The organism is Stutzerimonas tianxiuensis, from assembly GCF_053470365.1.
Map to the genome: position 1 here is coordinate 43,131 of NZ_JBPVWS010000013.1, position 15,206 is coordinate 58,336.

Sequence of the window (15,206 nt, forward strand, 5' to 3'; positions counted from 1 at the left end):
GCGCTGGGCCTGTAGGAGTGCAACATCGGGGTCAAATCGCGGATTTTCGTGTACGACCTTGGTCTTATCGGCCTCTGGCGCGTTGAGTGCGTCGTTCTCGCAGAGTAAACTGCCGCCCCCGAAAGGCCCCGTCGAACCGGAGAAACCATGCGTAAAGACAAGAAGAAGGTGATCGGCGAGGAAGTCAGCGACGAGTCGATCAAATTGTTTCTCGAGCCGGAACCGGCTGACGACACGCCGCCTTCGTTGCACAAGCTGATCAAGGCTTATCGCGGTTTGCGCGTCGATGATTTCGAGCGTTTTCTCGGATTCTTTGTCGAAGCGGGATACGACCTGAATGCGAAGGATGCCCAGGGGCAAGACTTCGTTGCCTTGATCGCGGATCAGCGCCAGGCCGAGCCCTATATCGAGCTGATCAAGGCCGCGCGCGGCTGAGTTCGTCTGTAACCGTCGAGCTTCAAGCATGACCTGGCTGAGCAACCAGCAGCCGCAATAGATTTTCTCGCTGCACGCGTCCCGTAGAGCCCTGGCTTGTCGCCCCGCTCCGGGAAGTAGAGGCGCGAGAGGGAGGAGGCCAAAAGCCGCTCTCCCGACAGCGGGTAGGTGCTTTCGAGTTCCTGCCTTCGGGCACAAGCCCGAGCAGCGGTATAGAAACCTCCTCCGTTTCTAGCCGCCAGGCTGGTGGTTCTACGCGATCGCGTATTGCGGTCGTGACAGTTTAATGCTGTGATTCTGGAGAACGCGTTAATGACGCAACACGATAGCGAAGCCGTGGATTTGGTGCTGGTGGGAGCCGGCATCATGAGTGCGACTCTGGCAGTACTGCTCAAGGAACTCGATCCCAACATCAGGCTGGAGATTGTCGAACTGCAGGAATCCGGGGCCGTTGAAAGCTCGAATCCCTGGAACAATGCCGGCACCGGTCACGCCGGTCTCTGTGAGTTGAACTACACACCGGACAGCAAAGACGGCTCGATCGACATCAAGAAAGCCGTCACCATCAATACCCAGTTCGAAGTCTCGAAGCAGTTCTGGGCCTACCTGACCGGCCGTGAAGGCTTCGGCAGCCCACGCGACTTCCTCAATGCAGTGCCGCATCTGAGCTTTGTCCGCGGCACGAAAAATATCGATTACCTCAAGCGCCGCTTCAATGCGTTGAAGACCCATCACGCCTTTGAAGACATGGTCTACAGCGAAGATCGCTCAACCATGGAAGAGTGGATGCCGCTGATGATGCCGGGCCGTCCGCTGGATGAGCCGATCGCCGCGACCCGCGCGATGAATGGCACCGACGTCAACTTCGGTGAGCTGACCCGGCAGATGCTGCAGTATCTGGCAGCCAAGCCCGGCGTGACGATGTCCTACTTCCAGAAGGTCACCGGCCTGGCTCGCGACGGCAAGGGCTGGCGCGTAGAGGTCAAGAACACCCGTGACAGCAGCAATCGTGAAATCAAGGCCGGCTTCGTCTTCCTCGGTGCTGGCGGCGCAGCACTGCCGTTGCTGCAGATGTCCGATATCGAAGAAGGCAAGGGCTACGGTGGCTTCCCGGTCAGTGGTCAGTGGTTGCGCTGCGACAAGCCGGAAATCGTCAAGCAGCATCAGGCCAAGGTCTACAGCCTGGCCGCGGTAGGCGCGCCGCCCATGTCGGTTCCGCATCTGGATACACGCGTCGTGGACGGCAAGACGTCGCTGCTGTTCGGGCCGTATGCCGGCTTTACCACCAAGTTCCTCAAGCATGGCTCGCCGCTCGATCTGCCGATGTCGATCCGTCCGGGTAACCTCAAGCCGATGCTGGCTGTCGCGCGCGACAACATGGATCTGACCCGCTATCTGATCAAGGAAGTCCGGCAGTCGATGGACGACCGCCTGGAAACGCTGCGCGGCTTCTATCCCGAGGCCAAGGCCGAAGACTGGCGCCTGGAAGTGGCCGGTCAGCGCGTCCAGATCATCAAGAAGGACCCGAAGAAGGGCGGCATCCTGCAGTTTGGCACCGAGTTGGTGTCGGCCAAGGACGGTTCCATCGCCGCACTGCTGGGCGCCTCGCCGGGTGCCTCGGTCACCGTGTCGATCATGCTTGACCTCATCGAGCGCTGCTTTCCGGAGCAGGCCAAGAGCGAAGCCTGGAGCAGCAAGCTCGCCGAGATCTTCCCCGCGCGAGAGAAGGTTCTCGAGGCCGATGCGGCGGTCTATCGCGAAGTTGTCGCGAAGGTCGACAAGCATCTGGGGTTGGCCGACTAGCCACTACAACGCCATGTAAGCAAGCCGCGCTCCCCCTCAGGGCAGCGCGGTTTTTTATGCGTGCGGGATAGGGCCGGGGCGCTGCTGTAGATCAGCTCTAGGCAGCGGCTTACCGATCCAGCCAAGACGAATTTCCTCTATTTCGACCCAGCGTTCACCATGAGGGCGCTCTTTGGCGGTCAGCAGCATGCAGCAGCACTGCTGATCATCTAGCAGGGCGTAATGGCGCGCTGCGCGTGTTCGGAACAGGGTATTGAACAGGGACATTGCCGGGCTCCCGTAAGGCTTCGCGCTGTTATCGCAGTTGGACGTTACGGTTGCATGAATGGAACGCGGCCGGCCTGCAGGCGGTCTTTAGCGCATCACTGTCAGGCGGTTGCGGTGCTGGTTATACTGCGCGCCATTCATCCCTAACCTGGAGTAAGCAGCATGCTGAAACGCCTGTTGTTCAGTCTCGCCGCCGCGTCAGCACTGGCGCTTGCCGGCTGCGCCCACAGCCCCCAACAGCTCGATCCCAACCCCAAACTCACCGACACCATCAGTCCGGTCGGCCAAGGTCAACCGGTAGTGGTGCGTGTAGTAGACGGTCGCCCCTCGGCAACCCTGGGTACGCGTGGCGGCCTGTATCCGGAAACCAGTGCGGTGATCGTGCCGAAAGAAAAGGTCGTTCCAAAGCTGCAGGCTCAGGCTGAAGCAGCGGTCCGCCTGCTGGGCTTTACGCCCTCGGCCAACGCCTACAACGCACCGCAGCTGACCTTGACCCTGGCTGAGCTGAAGTATCAGTCGCCAAAGGAAGGGCTGTATGTCACCGAGGCCACGATTGGCGCTACGTTCCGCGTAGAAGTACAGAACGGCGGTCGTCGCTACACCGGTCGCTACGGCGCTTCTCTGAACCAGCGTTTCGGCATGGCCCCCAATGAGCAGACCAACACCAAGCTGGTAACCGATGTGCTGAGCGATGCGCTGACCCGCACATTCCGCGATCAGAACATCGGTCAGGTGCTGGCGCAGTGAGTTGCAACTAGGCCAGCCGGTTGCGAGCGACAGATCAGAACCCCGCCTTTTCGGCGGGGTTTTTGTTTTTAGGCGTAACGGCGGCTCTTCGGCAATGTGCTCGAATCGTGTCGCCCCGGTGCAGTACGCGGAGCAAGCGCAAGGAGCGAGCCAAGTAAGGTGCCCGATTCGTACTGTCGTTTGCGCGATAGCAGACACCGACGCCGCTAACCCATACAAGCCATTGCGCTTATGTAATGCAAAAAAAACGCCCCGAGCATGTCGGGGCGTTTCTCTTTTCGGTTTGGCTTAGCGGTGTGGCTTAGCGTACGCCGGAGTTACGCAGCGCGGCCGGGGTGTACTGGTTGGAGTTGGCCTTGTAGTTGTAGACGTAGGGGTTCTTTTCCTCGTTCTTCATGCCCATCACCAGGTAGCGACCGGAGACCAGGTCATACAGCGTCTCCATGGCGTACAGCGGGACCTGGTCGTTGTAGATGTACTCGGCATGCGCCTCGGCAACGCGCCAAAGCGTATCGCGGCCGTCGTAATGGTCGATCACTGCGGCCTGCCAGGTGTCTTCATCGATGAAGAACGTACGCTTGGCATAGATGTGACGCTCGCCGGGCTTCAGCGTAGCTTCGACTTCCCATACACGGTGCAGCTCGTAGCGGGTCAGATCCTGATTGATGTGGCCGGCCTTGATGATGTCATCGTACTTGAGCTGCGGTGAGTCCAGGCGGTAGGCATTGTAGGGGATGTACATTTCCTTCTTGCCCACCAGCTTCCAGTCGTAGCGGTCCGGTGCGCCGTTGAACATGTCCAGGTTGTCGGAGGTGCGCAGGCCGTCGGCGGCAGTGCCCGGGCCGTCGTAGGCGACCTGAGGGGCGCGGCGCACGCGGCGCTGACCGGCGTTATAGATCCATGCCATGCGCGGCTCTTTGACTTGGTCCAGGGTCTCGTGCACCAGCAGCACGTTGCCGGCCAGGCGTGAAGGTTCAGTCACCTGCTGTTTGAAGTAGAACAGTACGTTGCCGTGTTTCTCGGCGTTGTAGTCGGTCAGGGTATCGGTGTAGACGACTTCGTCGACGAACTTGACCAGGCTGTAGCTACCGTTCACCTGGGGAGTGGCCTGCGCCACGGTGCGGCGGGCCGAGCCGCCGCGATAGCGAGTGATGTGGTTCCAGATCACTTCCAGGCCGTCCTGAGGAATCGGAAAGGCAACCGCAGTGTCGAAATCTTCCAGCCCGTTGCCGCCGCGCACCAGCTTGGTCTGGGTCGCGTTCTTCTGCGCAGCGTCATAGATCCGCTGAGGTACGGCTGCACTGCGATGGGTTTCGAAAACCGGCAGGCGATAGGTGTCTGGGTAGCGCTTGAGCATGGCGATCTGGCCAGGGCTCAGGTTGTCCTTGTACTGCTCGAAGTTCTGCGCAGTGATGGTGAACTTTGGCTTGTCGTTCGGGTAAGGATCGCTGACGAAGCCATCCTCGCCGACTGCCGCTGCGTCGGTTGCCAAGCCGCCGGTCCAGGCGGGAATGGTGCCGGCCGCGTTGCCGGCTTTCTCGGCACCCATCGGCGTCAGGCTGTTACCCAGCTTGGCCGCTTCGGATTCGGATACTGCAGCCATGGCTCCACTTGCCAGCACAGCGCTTGCCAGCAAGGAGAGTGTGAGGGCCCCCGTCTTAAACCTGTTCTTGTTCATTGTTTGGTCCTGTTGATTCTCGGTAACTGATTCGCTGCAAGCGATGCCGTAAGCGCGGCGCTTGCAGATGGCGACTTCCACAAAGGCGGTGGCGGGATGAACGCCTGGTACTGACGTCAAAGACGCAGCGATCACAAGTTGCCATTTGCCCGATCCCGCGGCAGTCCCGTCTGGTTGCTCAAGCCAGGCGCACGCTCTATTTCGGTTGTTCGGGGCGAGATGAGGGTGAAGCTGGAAGGGACTATAAGTCAACAATCGAGACGGCACCTATCTGCATAAATGGCGCAAATACCCGGCAAATTGCCATCGCTTGGTTGTGTTCCGTTCTGTCGGAAACTGGCTGAGCCGACAACGCCGTTTCGGTAGACTTCGCTGCCCCAGCTCAGGCCGCTCAGGCCTGTATGTTCAAGGCCAACGGAGATAACGGTTGTTGCTCGATTTCGATTACTCGGCGCTGGCGCGGGTCGCGCCTCTGGTCAACTCACTGGCCTTGCTGATCGCGCTCGGCGGCGCCTGGCTGTTGCTGGCGACACGCTGGCGTCGGCAGCTGTCGAACACCTCAACGTCTCTTGCAGATTCTCGCCTCTCGGCCGTTGAGCAAGGTGCCGTGGCGGCGACCCTGCGTCTCGACCGATTTTTCTATGGCTTTGGTTTCAGCAGTCTGGGACTGGCCTGCCTGCTTTCTTCGCTTACGCGACTGACCTGACGGCCAGTCGCGTAAGCGTGTAGCCCTAGAGGCTCAAGCCAGCTTTCAAGCGGTACTGATTACGCACCGGCATGGCGTATTGCTGGATGAGGAAGGGCTGCTGCACGCTTGGGCAGGCTGCGAGGCGCTTGCCCCATTCGGCCTCGGCACGTTCGATTTCCGCCTGGCTGAACAGCTCGCTGAGCTCGGGTATCGCCAGTGCCTCGTCGCGATTCTCCCACATCCGATGCGCCAAAAAATTCACCGGAAACAGACGGTAATCACCCAGGATCTGCTGGTCGATTTCGGCCGCCAGCTGCTTGGCATCCTCCGGGACGTCGCTGATGGGCGTGCCGAAGCTGACATGCACCCGACCTTTGTAGCCGGTGATGCCGAGGGCGATGCTGGTGTCATCCTCGCCTGGGGCCTTGGTGTAACTGCCGGTGCTGGCACGTATATAGAGCTCTCGCGCCTTGGCCTGATCGCAGGGGTCGTACTCATAGCTGATCGACACCGGCGTCGGCCGCAGGGTCGACAATGCTTCGGCAAAGGGCTCGTCCTTACGGCTCATGTGCAGCATTTTCAAAATGGCCGAATCGGTACGGTCGTCACCGTCCTTGGCCCGCCCTTCGGCCTGGGCAATCCAGATCGACTCACCGTCGTTGCGGATAGAGTGGTTGATGTAGGCAGAAAGCAGCTGATAAGCCGCGAGCTTTTCGCGGCGCCCGGTGACCGAGCGACGCACGATGAAGCTCTTGTTGAGTCGCATCAGATCGCTGACAAACGGCCGTTGCAGCAGATTGTCGCCAATGGCGATGCGCGGCGTGCGCATCTTGGCCTGGAACACCGCATAGTTGACGAAAGCGGGGTCCATCACGATGTCGCGGTGATTGGCGATGAACAGATAGGCGCAGCCCGGCCGCAACTTTTCCAGGCCGGAATAAGTAATGCCATCTGTGGCGCGCTCGATGGTGCGGTCGAGGTACATCTCGATCCGCGCCTGCAGCGTGTCGATCGAATGAATAGTGGCGAACTCACGCCGCAGTCGTTGCGCTATAAGTGGTTTGAGCATCCAGCCCATGGGGCCGGCCAGCCGCGGAAAGCGGAAATGCGCCAGTATGTCGAGAAATTCCCGGTCGGCGAACAGCCGTGCCATGACGGCGGGGACTTCAGCATCGGCGTAGGGTCGGATGGCTTCGAATTCGTCCATCATGATCTCTGTAAGGGTAACTACTGAATAACCCAGTCGCTCAAGGGTCAAAGTTAGGTCTGTGGTTGCTTGGACGCGATGACAGCGGGCTCGGGCAATGCCGAGTGGCACCGGTCGGGTCCACCACAAGTGCGCACCGGGGCATCTCAACAGACTCCGGACGGCGATTATAGCGGCAAGTCACGCAGGAGACGCTGATGCTGGAATCACAGGACTATCAATGCCCATATTGTGGCGAAGTGGTGGAGGCGCTGCTCGATCTGAGTGGCGGCGATCAGCAGTACATCGAAGACTGCTCAGTCTGCTGCAGGCCGATTGTGTTCGATCTGCGTACCGATGGTAGCGATTGGCAGCTCGACGTACGGCGGGAGGATGAATAGATGCAGCGGGTATACGAGCCGCGTGATCTGCTCGAAGCGGAGATGCTGCGTGGCATGTTGGACGCTGAGGGTATCGAGGTCTACCTGAATGGCCGGCATCTGATCGGAGCTGTAGGCGAGCTGCCTGTTGCCGGTCTGCTCGGATTGATGGTCGCCGATGATGAGGCCGAGCGCGCGCGGCAGTTGATCGCTGAGTACAATGTCGCCGAACCGCTGCCCGGCGACGAGCCGGAAAGTTATCCGGGTGAGCTCATCTGCTGATGCCTCAGAGTGAAGGCATTGCCCCTGGCTGCTGCCCCCTTTTCCCATCGAGTTTTGTACATGTGTGGCCGCTATGCCCTGTTTCGCTGGAATGCCGCTTTTGCTGCGTTGCCTGGTTTCCCGTCTGATCAGCAGCCGCACTGGAGCCTGGCGCCTGGCGCTTCGGTGCTTCTGCTGCGACAGGTGGACGAAGCGCTGCAATTGAGTCGCGTGCGCTGGGGATTGACGCCGCCATGGTTGAGCGACTTCACCCGCACGCCTGCGCAGGCGCGAGCGGAAACGCTGGCTGAACAGCCAATGTTTCGCGACGCCTTTCGTCAGCGTCGAGGCGTCCTGCCGGCGAATGGTTTCTATGAGTGGCGAGGCACGGCACGCAAGCGACCCTACTGGATGACGGCGGAGGACTCGCTGATGTATTTCGCGGCGGTCTGGGAGGCCTATCCGGTAGAAGGTCACAGTTACCTCAGTGCGGCCGTCGTGACGCGGCCAGCCTCAAACCAACGGCGACCACTGTTGCTGGATCAGACTGGCATGACCGCCTGGCTCGATCCCCAGACCCCGCTGGAAACGCTGCAGCTGCTGCTGGCTGCGCCACAACCGGCGTTGCGTGAGCGACCCCTGGCAACCTTCGTCAATGATCCCAAGCTGGACGTGCCGGAGTGCCTGACGCCAGTGAACTAGGCATTGGCAGTAACCCTCGAAAGGGGAGTCAAGGCGCTATCAGGCTTGCGCCGAAGCGATGGGCGGCTAGTCGGTTGCCCGGTGCGCTGGCACGCTCTAGCATACGGCGCAGAATTCACGGGAGACGCGACATGTTCAAGCCGCATTCAATCAGCCTCTTTCTTGCGGCCGCCACGCTGGCCGGTTGTCAGGCCGTCAACACGACCAGCAGCGGTGCCGTTGGCGTCGACCGCAAGCAATACATGTTCAGCATGCTGTCGACCGAGCAGGTCAATCAGATGTATGCGCAGTCGTATCAGCAGACGGTGTCTCAAGCGAAGAGCAAAGGTGTGCTCGAAAACAACTCACCGGTCGCTCAGCGGGTCAACCGGATCGCCAGCAGGCTGATCGCCGAGGTCAAGGCTTTCCGGCCTGATGCGGCGGAGTGGGACTGGGACGTGAACGTCATCGACAGCCCCGAGCTGAACGCTAATGCCGGCCCGGGCGGCAAGATCATCTTCTACACCGGGCTGATCGAGAAGCTCAACCTGACCGATGACGAGATTGCCGCCGTCATGGGGCATGAGATAGCCCATGCGTTGCGTGAGCACGGTCGCGAGGCCATGTCCAAGGCGTACGGTGTGCAGATGGCCACTCAGATTGGCTCGGCGGTCGGGATTGGTGATGGCAGCCTGCAGCTGGCCAACATGGGGGTGCAATATCTGATGACGCTGCCCAACAGCCGCAGCAATGAGAACGAGGCTGACCTGATCGGTCTGGAGCTGGCCGCGCGGGCCGGGTACAACCCGAGCGCAGCGGTCAGTCTGTGGCAGAAGATGGCCGCGGCTGGCGGCTCCGCTCCGCCGGAATTCCTCAGCACCCATCCCTCTTCAGGCAGCCGTACGCAGGCACTGCAGGAAAACATTCCAAAGGTGATGCCCCTGTATAAACAGGGCCGCTGATGCAGATGCCGCCGGCGCTCTCAGGTCGGCGGCAGCTTGATTGGAAGAGGGCTTTCCAGGCCTAGCTGGCTACGGGCGCTTTCCAGGTCAAAGAGGGTACTGATCTCCTCGATATCGCCGCTCGGATTGAGCGTCCAGATCGACATCGCGGCGACAGTGAGGATTTTGCCGCTCGGGGCGACGCCGAACACGGGTTTCTCCAGGGTGCCGAACAGGGTGCTGGAGGTCACCACGCGGTTGCCTTCGCTGAGGCATTCATCTATCGCGACTTCCAGGTCCGGAATGGCCTGACGGATTTCCTTTACGATCAGACCGAAACCGGCACTGTTGACCGGCTGTGAGATGAACGAGCTCTTGTAGCTGAAGTACCGGCTCTGCAGCTGTTCAGCCAATGCCAGTCGACCCTTGATCCAGCTCAGGTCGATATGCTGCCGAACCCGCCGTTTTCGTTCCTCCGGTGACATGCCGCCTGCTCCCCTCAAGTGCCGCCAGAATGCGGTGAACACGCACTCTAACAGCACCCGTGGCGAGGCAATTTGCGCTGGGTATCAGACTGGAAGCATGCCGCTCAAGCTCAGGGCTTGATAGACGGCGTACAGCGCCAAACCGGCAAAGCCGACGGCGGCGATTCGGCGAATCAGCGTGAGTGGCATGCGGTCGGCGGCAAAATTACCGGCCAGCACCACCGGCACATTGGCGATCAGCATGCCAAGGGTCGTGCCAATGATCACCAGGATGAAGTCAGGATACTGAGCGGCAAGCATGACGGTAGCCACCTGCGTTTTGTCGCCCATTTCGGCAAGGAAGAAGGCGATCAGTGTCGCCACGAAGGGGCCGAAGCGTCGACCGCGCGAAGCTTCTTCTTCCTCGAGCTTGTCGGGTACCAGCGTCCACAGGGCAACGGCGGCGAAAGAGGCGGCCAGAATCCAGCTGAGAATGGCAGGCGAGACCAGCGACGAAACCCAATTGCCGATGGCCCCAGCAGCGGCATGGTTGGCCAGCGTGGCCACCACAATGCCCCAGATGATGGGCATTGGACGTCGGTAGCGGGCGGCCAGCAAGAGGGCGAGCAATTGCGTTTTGTCGCCAATCTCGGCGAGTGCGACGATCAGGGTGGGGATGTAGAACGATTCCAACGGACTTCCTTGCGGGGGCGGGTCGACTATTCACCATGACACGCACCGCCTGCCCGCCCCGGGTCAGGTGTACGTGTCATGGGTCTTGTCAAACCGAGCGCTGGCTGCCGAGACAGGCCGCGCGGGTCGCATGCACCATGGTCTGTGGACCAAGTATGTTGACGCATGCCAGGCAAGCAGGGCGCTTGCCGGAGACTACTCCCCCAGGACGGGCGCGAGTTTGCCCAAGCGTGGCGCGTTGCGCAAGTCGGGACGTTACCGGATCAGGGGCGTTGCGCACGGTAGATGCGGAAGCCGTCCGCGCTGATCAGCGTTTCGCAACGACCCAGATGGGTTTCGATCAGGGGCGGATACTTGAGAAACGCATTGGCTACCAGTCGGAGCTCGCCACCCGGCCGGAGATGACTGGCCGCGCGTTGCAGTAACGTTTCGCTGGCCTCGTAGTGCGTGTGAACGCCCTGATGAAACGGTGGGTTGCTGATGATGGCGGTGCAGTCTTGCGGGGCGGCATCGATGCCGTCCCCGGCGATCACCTGAGCCTGTAAGTCATTGGCCGCGAGGGTCATGCGGCTGCTTTCGACTGCAAAAGCGTCGACATCCAGCAGCACCACTTCACTGTCCGGATACCGTCTTTTCAGTGACGCCCCAATGATGCCCGCGCCGCAGCCGAAATCCAGCAGCCGGCCAGCTGGCAGCCCATCGAGCTGTTCCAGCAGCAGTGCGGTACCGCGATCAAGGCGACCATGACTGAAAACGCCAGGCAGGCTGACGATCTGCAGTGGGCCGTCCGCGAGTGGGAGCTCGAAGTGCTGAGCCAGGGTCTGTAATTCTGGAGCCGGTGGGCTATTTGTGACCCTGACCTGCCAGAGCTGGCAATGCCGGGCGCTGTCGAGTTTTTTCGCTTCGCCGAAGGGAGCCAGTTGTTTCGCGGCACGTTCCACGCCGGCACGCTTCTCTCCAACTAGATACAGCAGACGGCCCGGCAATCTGGCGGCCAGCGCGCTTAGCAGGTAATCAGTCAGTTCCCGAGACTTGGGTAGAAACATAACAGCGCTGTCGAACGAGGCGGTGGGAGGCTCGATACCGAATGCGCAACGCTCGGCGAAACGCGCCTGCAGTCGTTGCTGCGTCCCGGCGTGCCAGCTCCAGCCGATGGCCCCAGGCAGTTGGCCGAGCAGGTCGTCTGCGGGCAGCCCGGCAAGCAGCAGGTCACCGCTGAACAGTTCGGTCTGACGCAGCAGTACTTCGCTTCGCGGATCCATCTTGCCTCCGGACAAAAGCTGGCGAGCTTACCAGCCTTGTCCCCGGCTGCAGAAGCGTCAGCCGACCTGACGCTTGGGGCTGCCGGCGAAGAACGCCTCCGCGTTCTCACACAGCTGGCCGACGATGCGTTGTCTGGCTTCGCGGCTGCCCCAGGCGCTGTGGGGTGTCACGATCAGGCGTGGCACGTCTGCAGCCAGCAGCGGGTTGTCGTTGCTCGGTGGCTCGCTGATCAGCACATCCGTGGCAGCGCCACCCAGGTGGCCGCTTCGCAGAGTGTCGGCCAGCGCCTGCTCGTCGATCAGGCCGCCGCGAGCGGTATTGATGACGAACGCCGCGGGTTTCATCAGCTGCAGTTCGCGCGCACCGATGAGGTTGCGTGTCTGCTCGGTGAGCGGGCAGTGCAGGGTCAGGGCATCAATCTGCGGCAGCAACTCGTCCAGTTCCAGTCGGTCTGGACGAGGCGGGCGCCCGGGCAGATTGCCGGTCAGTACACGCATGCCCAGTGCCTCGGCGAGCTTGGCTACGGCGCCGCCCAGCTCACCGTGGCCGAGCACGCCGAGCGTCTTGCCCGCCAACTCGACGATGGGGAAATCCAGCAGGCAGAACTGTCCGCTTTCCTGCCAGCGGCCGCGCGCCACGGCGGCCTGATAATCGGGTAGTCGCGTGGCCAGTGCGAGCAGTAGCATTAGCGTGTGCTGGGCCACCGTAGCCGTGCCGTAAGCCTGGCAGTTGCATACGGCGATGCCGCGCTGTTTGGCTGCCGCCAGGTCGATGTTGTTGACGCCGGTTGCGGCGACCAGAATCAATTTCAGATCCGGACAGGCGGCCAGCGTGGCATCGCTCAAGGTGACCTTGTTGACGATGGCAACTTCCGCGCCTTGCAGTCGGTCGACGATTTGCGTTTCGCTGGTCTCCTTATGGCAGGTCAATTCAGCGAAGGCTGACTGCAACGGGGCCAGGTCAAGATCGCCCTGGTCGAGCGGTGATAGATCAAGGAATACAGCGCGGTACTTGCTCATGGACTTTACTCGTATGAATCAGCGGGCGGACGTCCCGCCCCGGAAATAACGGAGTCGCTAGATGTACTGGATGGAGTTTCTCACTGTGGCGCTGGTTCACTTGCTCGCTGTAGCCAGTCCCGGGCCTGACTTTGCAGTAGTCGTGCGCGAAAGTGTCGCCCGCGGTCAGCGCAGCGGCAGCTGGACGGCCATCGGTGTCGGCAGCGGCATCTTGCTGCACGTGGGGTATTCATTGTTAGGGATTGGTCTGATCGTCTCGCAGTCGATCATGTTATTCAACCTTTTCAAATGGTTAGCGGCAGGTTACCTGTTCTATCTGGGTTTTCAGGCTCTGCGTGCCAAGCCTGTCGCGGTGGACAACCTTGCATCGTCCGCGTCCAGTGTTGCGATTAGCCCACAACGCGCTTTTACCGTTGGTTTCGTCACCAATGGCTTGAATCCCAAGGCGACCTTGTTTTTTCTGTCCCTATTCACCGTGGTTATCGACCCCCATACCCCGCTCGCCGTTCAGGCAGCCTATGGGTTATATCTGGCAGGCGCGACCGGAGTGTGGTTCTGCCTGGTGGCCTGGTTGTTCAGCCGCGAGCGTGTTCGGGCCGGATTCGCCCGCATGGGGCATTGGTTTGATCGCGTCACGGGCGCGGTGCTGATCGGTCTTGGTATCAGGTTGGCGGCAAGCGAGATCGCTTGATGATGCCCGCCTGGCTGCCGCTGCATCACGAGGTCTCACAGGCTGAACAACGGCGGCACCGATTGTCCGAAGAAGGCAGGCGGCACGGCTGAACGTCGCACCGGTGGCCGCGTAAACGTCTAGCGTGCGTCTCATAACATCAATAACAGGAAGCCTTATGCTGCAGACACGAGTGATCAAACCCGCCGCGAATGCCTACCAGTACCCCCTGTTGATCAAGAGCCTGCTGTTGTCGGGGCAGCGCTACGAGCGTACCCGCGAAATCGTCTATCGCGATCAGCTGCGTTTCGACTACCGCACCCTCGGCGAGCGCATTGCTCGGCTTGCCAATGTGCTGACAGAGGCCGGGGTGAAGGCGGGCGATACCGTGGCGGTTATGGACTGGGACAGCCATCGCTACCTGGAATGCATGTTTGCGATTCCGATGATCGGGGCGGTGGTGCATACCATCAACGTGCGGCTGTCACCCGAGCAGATTCTTTACACGATGAATCATGCCGAGGATCGCGTCGTCCTCGTCAACAGCGAGTTCGCGCCGCTCTACCACGCCATTGCCGGGCAGCTGACCACGGTCGACAAGACATTGCTGATCACTGATGCTGATGACAAGCAGTGCGAGTTGCCGAACTGCATCGGCGAGTATGAGAGCTTGCTGGCGGCCGCAAAGGCGACGTACGAGTTTCCCGATTTCGATGAAAACTCGGTGGCGACCACCTTCTATACGACCGGCACCACCGGCAACCCCAAGGGGGTCTACTTCACGCATCGCCAGCTGGTCTTGCATACCTTGGCCAGCGCGGTAACGGTTGGCTGCCGCGAGAATCCCCAGTTGATGGCGGCGGGCGACGTCTACATGCCGATCACGCCGATGTTCCACGTACATGCCTGGGGCCTGCCCTATGTGGCGACGATGCTGGGCCTCAAGCAGGTCTATCCGGGGCGTTACGATCCTGAGCTGCTGATCGAGCTGTGGCGTCGGGAAAAGGTAACCTTTTCCCACTGCGTGCCGACCATCGTGCAGATGCTGCTCAAAGCCAAAGCAGCGCAGGGTACGGACTTCAATGGCTGGAAGATCACCATCGGCGGCAGTGCACTCACGCGGGGTCTATATGAATCGGCGCGGGCGTGTGGCATGCAGTTGGTGGCAGCCTACGGCATGTCGGAAACCTGCCCGCTGATCTCCGGGGCTCACATCAACGACGAGCTGCGTAACGCCAGCGAGGATGAGCAGATCACGTACCGGCTCAAAGCCGGGATTCCGGTGGTATTGGTCGATGCGGCAATCCAGGCGCCGGACGGCAGCTTTCTACCTGCCGATGGCACGTCCCAGGGCGAACTGGTGCTTCGGGCTCCCTGGCTGACGCAGGGCTACGCGGGCAATCCGGAGAAGAGTGAAGAGCTGTGGGCCGGTGGTTGGCTGCATACCGGTGACGTCGCCACCCTTGATGAAATGGGCAATATCGACATTCGCGACCGCATCAAGGACGTGATCAAGACGGGCGGCGAGTGGGTGTCTTCCCTGGCCCTGGAAGGTCTCATCAGTCGGCACGAGGCAGTACGCGACGTCGCGGTGGTGGGTGTTCCGGATGAGCGCTGGGGCGAGCGACCCTTTGCCTTGCTTGTGCTGTGCGAAGGCAAACAGGTGGATGCGAGAGCGCTGCAAACATTCCTCGAGCCCGCCGTGGAACAGGGCCAGATCAACAAATGGGCCATCCCCCAGCAGATCGCAGTGGTCGAGGATATTCCCAAGACCAGTGTGGGCAAGCTCGACAAGAAACGTATCCGCGTCGACATCGCGCGCTGGGTTGAGGAAGGCAACAGCGTTATTTCCTCGGTATAAGATAGGGTTTTGCTCGCCTGGGTTTGATCTCGCTGCGGCCTTTCATCGAGGTCGTGGCTTGATCATTAGGTCCGCACAGGCACTATCTACAGTCCGTCATTGGGGCGGCGGCTTCCCTTCGAGGCCAACAGCGAAAGAAGGACTTGCGGCTGTCGCCTGGAGCTCGAAT

General features: G+C 60.8%; 17 protein-coding genes and 1 riboswitch. Of the genes, 10 read left to right on the forward strand and 7 right to left on the reverse strand.

What is annotated here, in order from left to right; all coding sequences use genetic code 11:
* Positions 1–147: 147 nt before the first annotated feature.
* Together ACSSNI_RS16420 and mqo are read left to right on the forward strand one after the other, a co-directional pair.
* The gene (locus tag ACSSNI_RS16420) at positions 148–435 is read left to right on the forward strand and encodes a PA4642 family protein (protein WP_200638550.1); all 288 of its coding nucleotides are present in this window, start codon (positions 148–150) and stop codon (positions 433–435) included.
* A 291-nt stretch (positions 436–726) separates the two neighbouring features.
* Entirely contained in the window at positions 727–2,238 is a 1,512-nt protein-coding gene (gene mqo, locus ACSSNI_RS16425; protein ID WP_200638551.1) for a malate dehydrogenase (quinone), read from the forward strand.
* A 54-nt stretch (positions 2,239–2,292) separates the two neighbouring features.
* Here mqo and ACSSNI_RS16430 read toward each other — a convergent pair whose 3' ends face one another.
* Positions 2,293–2,505: a hypothetical protein gene (locus tag ACSSNI_RS16430; RefSeq protein ID WP_148926724.1), complete on the reverse strand. Its 213-nt coding sequence runs from the start codon at positions 2,503–2,505 to the stop codon at positions 2,293–2,295.
* A gap of 162 nt (positions 2,506–2,667) precedes the next feature.
* Here ACSSNI_RS16430 and ACSSNI_RS16435 point away from each other — a divergent pair, with 162 nt between their 5' ends.
* Positions 2,668–3,252, forward strand: coding sequence for a YajG family lipoprotein (locus ACSSNI_RS16435; RefSeq protein ID WP_200638552.1), 585 nt, complete (start codon positions 2,668–2,670; stop codon positions 3,250–3,252).
* 301 nt (positions 3,253–3,553) lie between these two features.
* Here the strand turns inward: ACSSNI_RS16435 and ACSSNI_RS16440 are convergent, their stop codons facing one another.
* Complete coding sequence (locus ACSSNI_RS16440) at positions 3,554–4,930, reverse strand: DUF1329 domain-containing protein (protein ID WP_102835982.1); 1,377 nt, start codon at positions 4,928–4,930, stop codon at positions 3,554–3,556.
* 427 nt (positions 4,931–5,357) lie between these two features.
* On the opposite strand from ACSSNI_RS16440, the gene ACSSNI_RS16445 reads away from it, so the two are divergent.
* Positions 5,358–5,636 (forward strand): hypothetical protein, encoded by a 279-nt coding sequence (locus ACSSNI_RS16445; RefSeq protein WP_200638553.1) that lies wholly within the window; start codon positions 5,358–5,360, stop codon positions 5,634–5,636.
* Positions 5,637–5,661: 25 nt separating this feature from the next.
* Here the strand turns inward: ACSSNI_RS16445 and ACSSNI_RS16450 are convergent, their stop codons facing one another.
* A complete protein-coding gene (locus tag ACSSNI_RS16450) occupies positions 5,662–6,825 on the reverse strand; it encodes a 1-acyl-sn-glycerol-3-phosphate acyltransferase (RefSeq protein ID WP_200638559.1) in 1,164 nt (387 codons plus the stop codon).
* 197 nt (positions 6,826–7,022) lie between these two features.
* Between ACSSNI_RS16450 and ACSSNI_RS16455 the strand changes: the two genes are divergently transcribed.
* The 4 genes from ACSSNI_RS16455 to ACSSNI_RS16470 all read left to right on the forward strand — a co-directional run bounded on the left by ACSSNI_RS16455 (position 7,023) and on the right by ACSSNI_RS16470 (position 9,088).
* A complete protein-coding gene (locus ACSSNI_RS16455; RefSeq protein ID WP_148926719.1) occupies positions 7,023–7,205 on the forward strand; it encodes a CPXCG motif-containing cysteine-rich protein in 183 nt (60 codons plus the stop codon).
* Positions 7,206–7,466, forward strand: coding sequence for a putative signal transducing protein (locus tag ACSSNI_RS16460; RefSeq protein ID WP_102835635.1), 261 nt, complete (start codon positions 7,206–7,208; stop codon positions 7,464–7,466).
* 60 nt (positions 7,467–7,526) lie between these two features.
* Complete coding sequence (locus ACSSNI_RS16465; protein ID WP_200638561.1) at positions 7,527–8,147, forward strand: SOS response-associated peptidase; 621 nt, start codon at positions 7,527–7,529, stop codon at positions 8,145–8,147.
* 131 nt (positions 8,148–8,278) lie between these two features.
* Positions 8,279–9,088 (forward strand): M48 family metallopeptidase, encoded by an 810-nt coding sequence (locus ACSSNI_RS16470; protein WP_159968893.1) that lies wholly within the window; start codon positions 8,279–8,281, stop codon positions 9,086–9,088.
* Between the two features lie 20 nt (positions 9,089–9,108).
* Here the strand turns inward: ACSSNI_RS16470 and ACSSNI_RS16475 are convergent, their stop codons facing one another.
* The 4 genes from ACSSNI_RS16475 to ACSSNI_RS16490 form a co-directional block, all read right to left on the reverse strand.
* Complete coding sequence (locus ACSSNI_RS16475; protein WP_200638563.1) at positions 9,109–9,552, reverse strand: ester cyclase; 444 nt, start codon at positions 9,550–9,552, stop codon at positions 9,109–9,111.
* 84 nt (positions 9,553–9,636) lie between these two features.
* Positions 9,637–10,224 carry a TMEM165/GDT1 family protein gene (locus tag ACSSNI_RS16480; protein WP_102835639.1) on the reverse strand — a complete coding sequence of 196 codons (588 nt, stop codon included), beginning with the start codon at positions 10,222–10,224 and terminating at the stop codon, positions 9,637–9,639.
* 97 nt (positions 10,225–10,321) lie between these two features.
* Positions 10,322–10,440: riboswitch (yybP-ykoY riboswitch) on the reverse strand.
* Between the two features lie 47 nt (positions 10,441–10,487).
* On the reverse strand, positions 10,488–11,486 hold the full coding sequence (locus tag ACSSNI_RS16485; protein ID WP_200638571.1) for a class I SAM-dependent methyltransferase: 999 nt from the start codon (positions 11,484–11,486) through the stop codon (positions 10,488–10,490).
* A 57-nt stretch (positions 11,487–11,543) separates the two neighbouring features.
* Positions 11,544–12,506 (reverse strand): 2-hydroxyacid dehydrogenase, encoded by a 963-nt coding sequence (locus ACSSNI_RS16490; RefSeq protein WP_200638572.1) that lies wholly within the window; start codon positions 12,504–12,506, stop codon positions 11,544–11,546.
* A 61-nt stretch (positions 12,507–12,567) separates the two neighbouring features.
* Between ACSSNI_RS16490 and ACSSNI_RS16495 the strand changes: the two genes are divergently transcribed.
* Both ACSSNI_RS16495 and ACSSNI_RS16500 read left to right on the forward strand, forming a co-directional pair.
* The gene (locus ACSSNI_RS16495; protein WP_200638573.1) at positions 12,568–13,197 is read left to right on the forward strand and encodes a LysE family translocator; all 630 of its coding nucleotides are present in this window, start codon (positions 12,568–12,570) and stop codon (positions 13,195–13,197) included.
* Between the two features lie 157 nt (positions 13,198–13,354).
* Positions 13,355–15,037 (forward strand): fatty acid--CoA ligase, encoded by a 1,683-nt coding sequence (locus tag ACSSNI_RS16500; protein ID WP_200638574.1) that lies wholly within the window; start codon positions 13,355–13,357, stop codon positions 15,035–15,037.
* Positions 15,038–15,206 lie beyond the last annotated feature (169 nt).

Excerpts from the sequence above, each read along its gene's own strand:
- ACSSNI_RS16435 (WP_200638552.1), top strand. The coding sequence starts at position 2,668 with ATGCTGAAACGCCTGTTGTTCAGTCTCGCCGCCGCGTCAGCACTGGCG.
- ACSSNI_RS16460 (WP_102835635.1), top strand. The coding sequence starts at position 7,206 with ATGCAGCGGGTATACGAGCCGCGTGATCTGCTCGAAGCGGAGATGCTG.
- ACSSNI_RS16465 (WP_200638561.1), top strand. The coding sequence starts at position 7,527 with ATGTGTGGCCGCTATGCCCTGTTTCGCTGGAATGCCGCTTTTGCTGCG.
- ACSSNI_RS16470 (WP_159968893.1), top strand. The coding sequence starts at position 8,279 with ATGTTCAAGCCGCATTCAATCAGCCTCTTTCTTGCGGCCGCCACGCTG.
- ACSSNI_RS16490 (WP_200638572.1), bottom strand. The coding sequence starts at position 12,506 with ATGAGCAAGTACCGCGCTGTATTCCTTGATCTATCACCGCTCGACCAG.
- ACSSNI_RS16475 (WP_200638563.1), bottom strand. The coding sequence starts at position 9,552 with ATGTCACCGGAGGAACGAAAACGGCGGGTTCGGCAGCATATCGACCTG.
- ACSSNI_RS16440 (WP_102835982.1), bottom strand. The coding sequence starts at position 4,930 with ATGAACAAGAACAGGTTTAAGACGGGGGCCCTCACACTCTCCTTGCTG.
- ACSSNI_RS16495 (WP_200638573.1), top strand. The coding sequence starts at position 12,568 with ATGTACTGGATGGAGTTTCTCACTGTGGCGCTGGTTCACTTGCTCGCT.
- ACSSNI_RS16420 (WP_200638550.1), top strand. The coding sequence starts at position 148 with ATGCGTAAAGACAAGAAGAAGGTGATCGGCGAGGAAGTCAGCGACGAG.
- ACSSNI_RS16485 (WP_200638571.1), bottom strand. The coding sequence starts at position 11,486 with ATGGATCCGCGAAGCGAAGTACTGCTGCGTCAGACCGAACTGTTCAGC.
- ACSSNI_RS16450 (WP_200638559.1), bottom strand. The coding sequence starts at position 6,825 with ATGGACGAATTCGAAGCCATCCGACCCTACGCCGATGCTGAAGTCCCC.
- ACSSNI_RS16500 (WP_200638574.1), top strand. The coding sequence starts at position 13,355 with ATGCTGCAGACACGAGTGATCAAACCCGCCGCGAATGCCTACCAGTAC.
- ACSSNI_RS16430 (WP_148926724.1), bottom strand. The coding sequence starts at position 2,505 with ATGTCCCTGTTCAATACCCTGTTCCGAACACGCGCAGCGCGCCATTAC.
- ACSSNI_RS16455 (WP_148926719.1), top strand. The coding sequence starts at position 7,023 with ATGCTGGAATCACAGGACTATCAATGCCCATATTGTGGCGAAGTGGTG.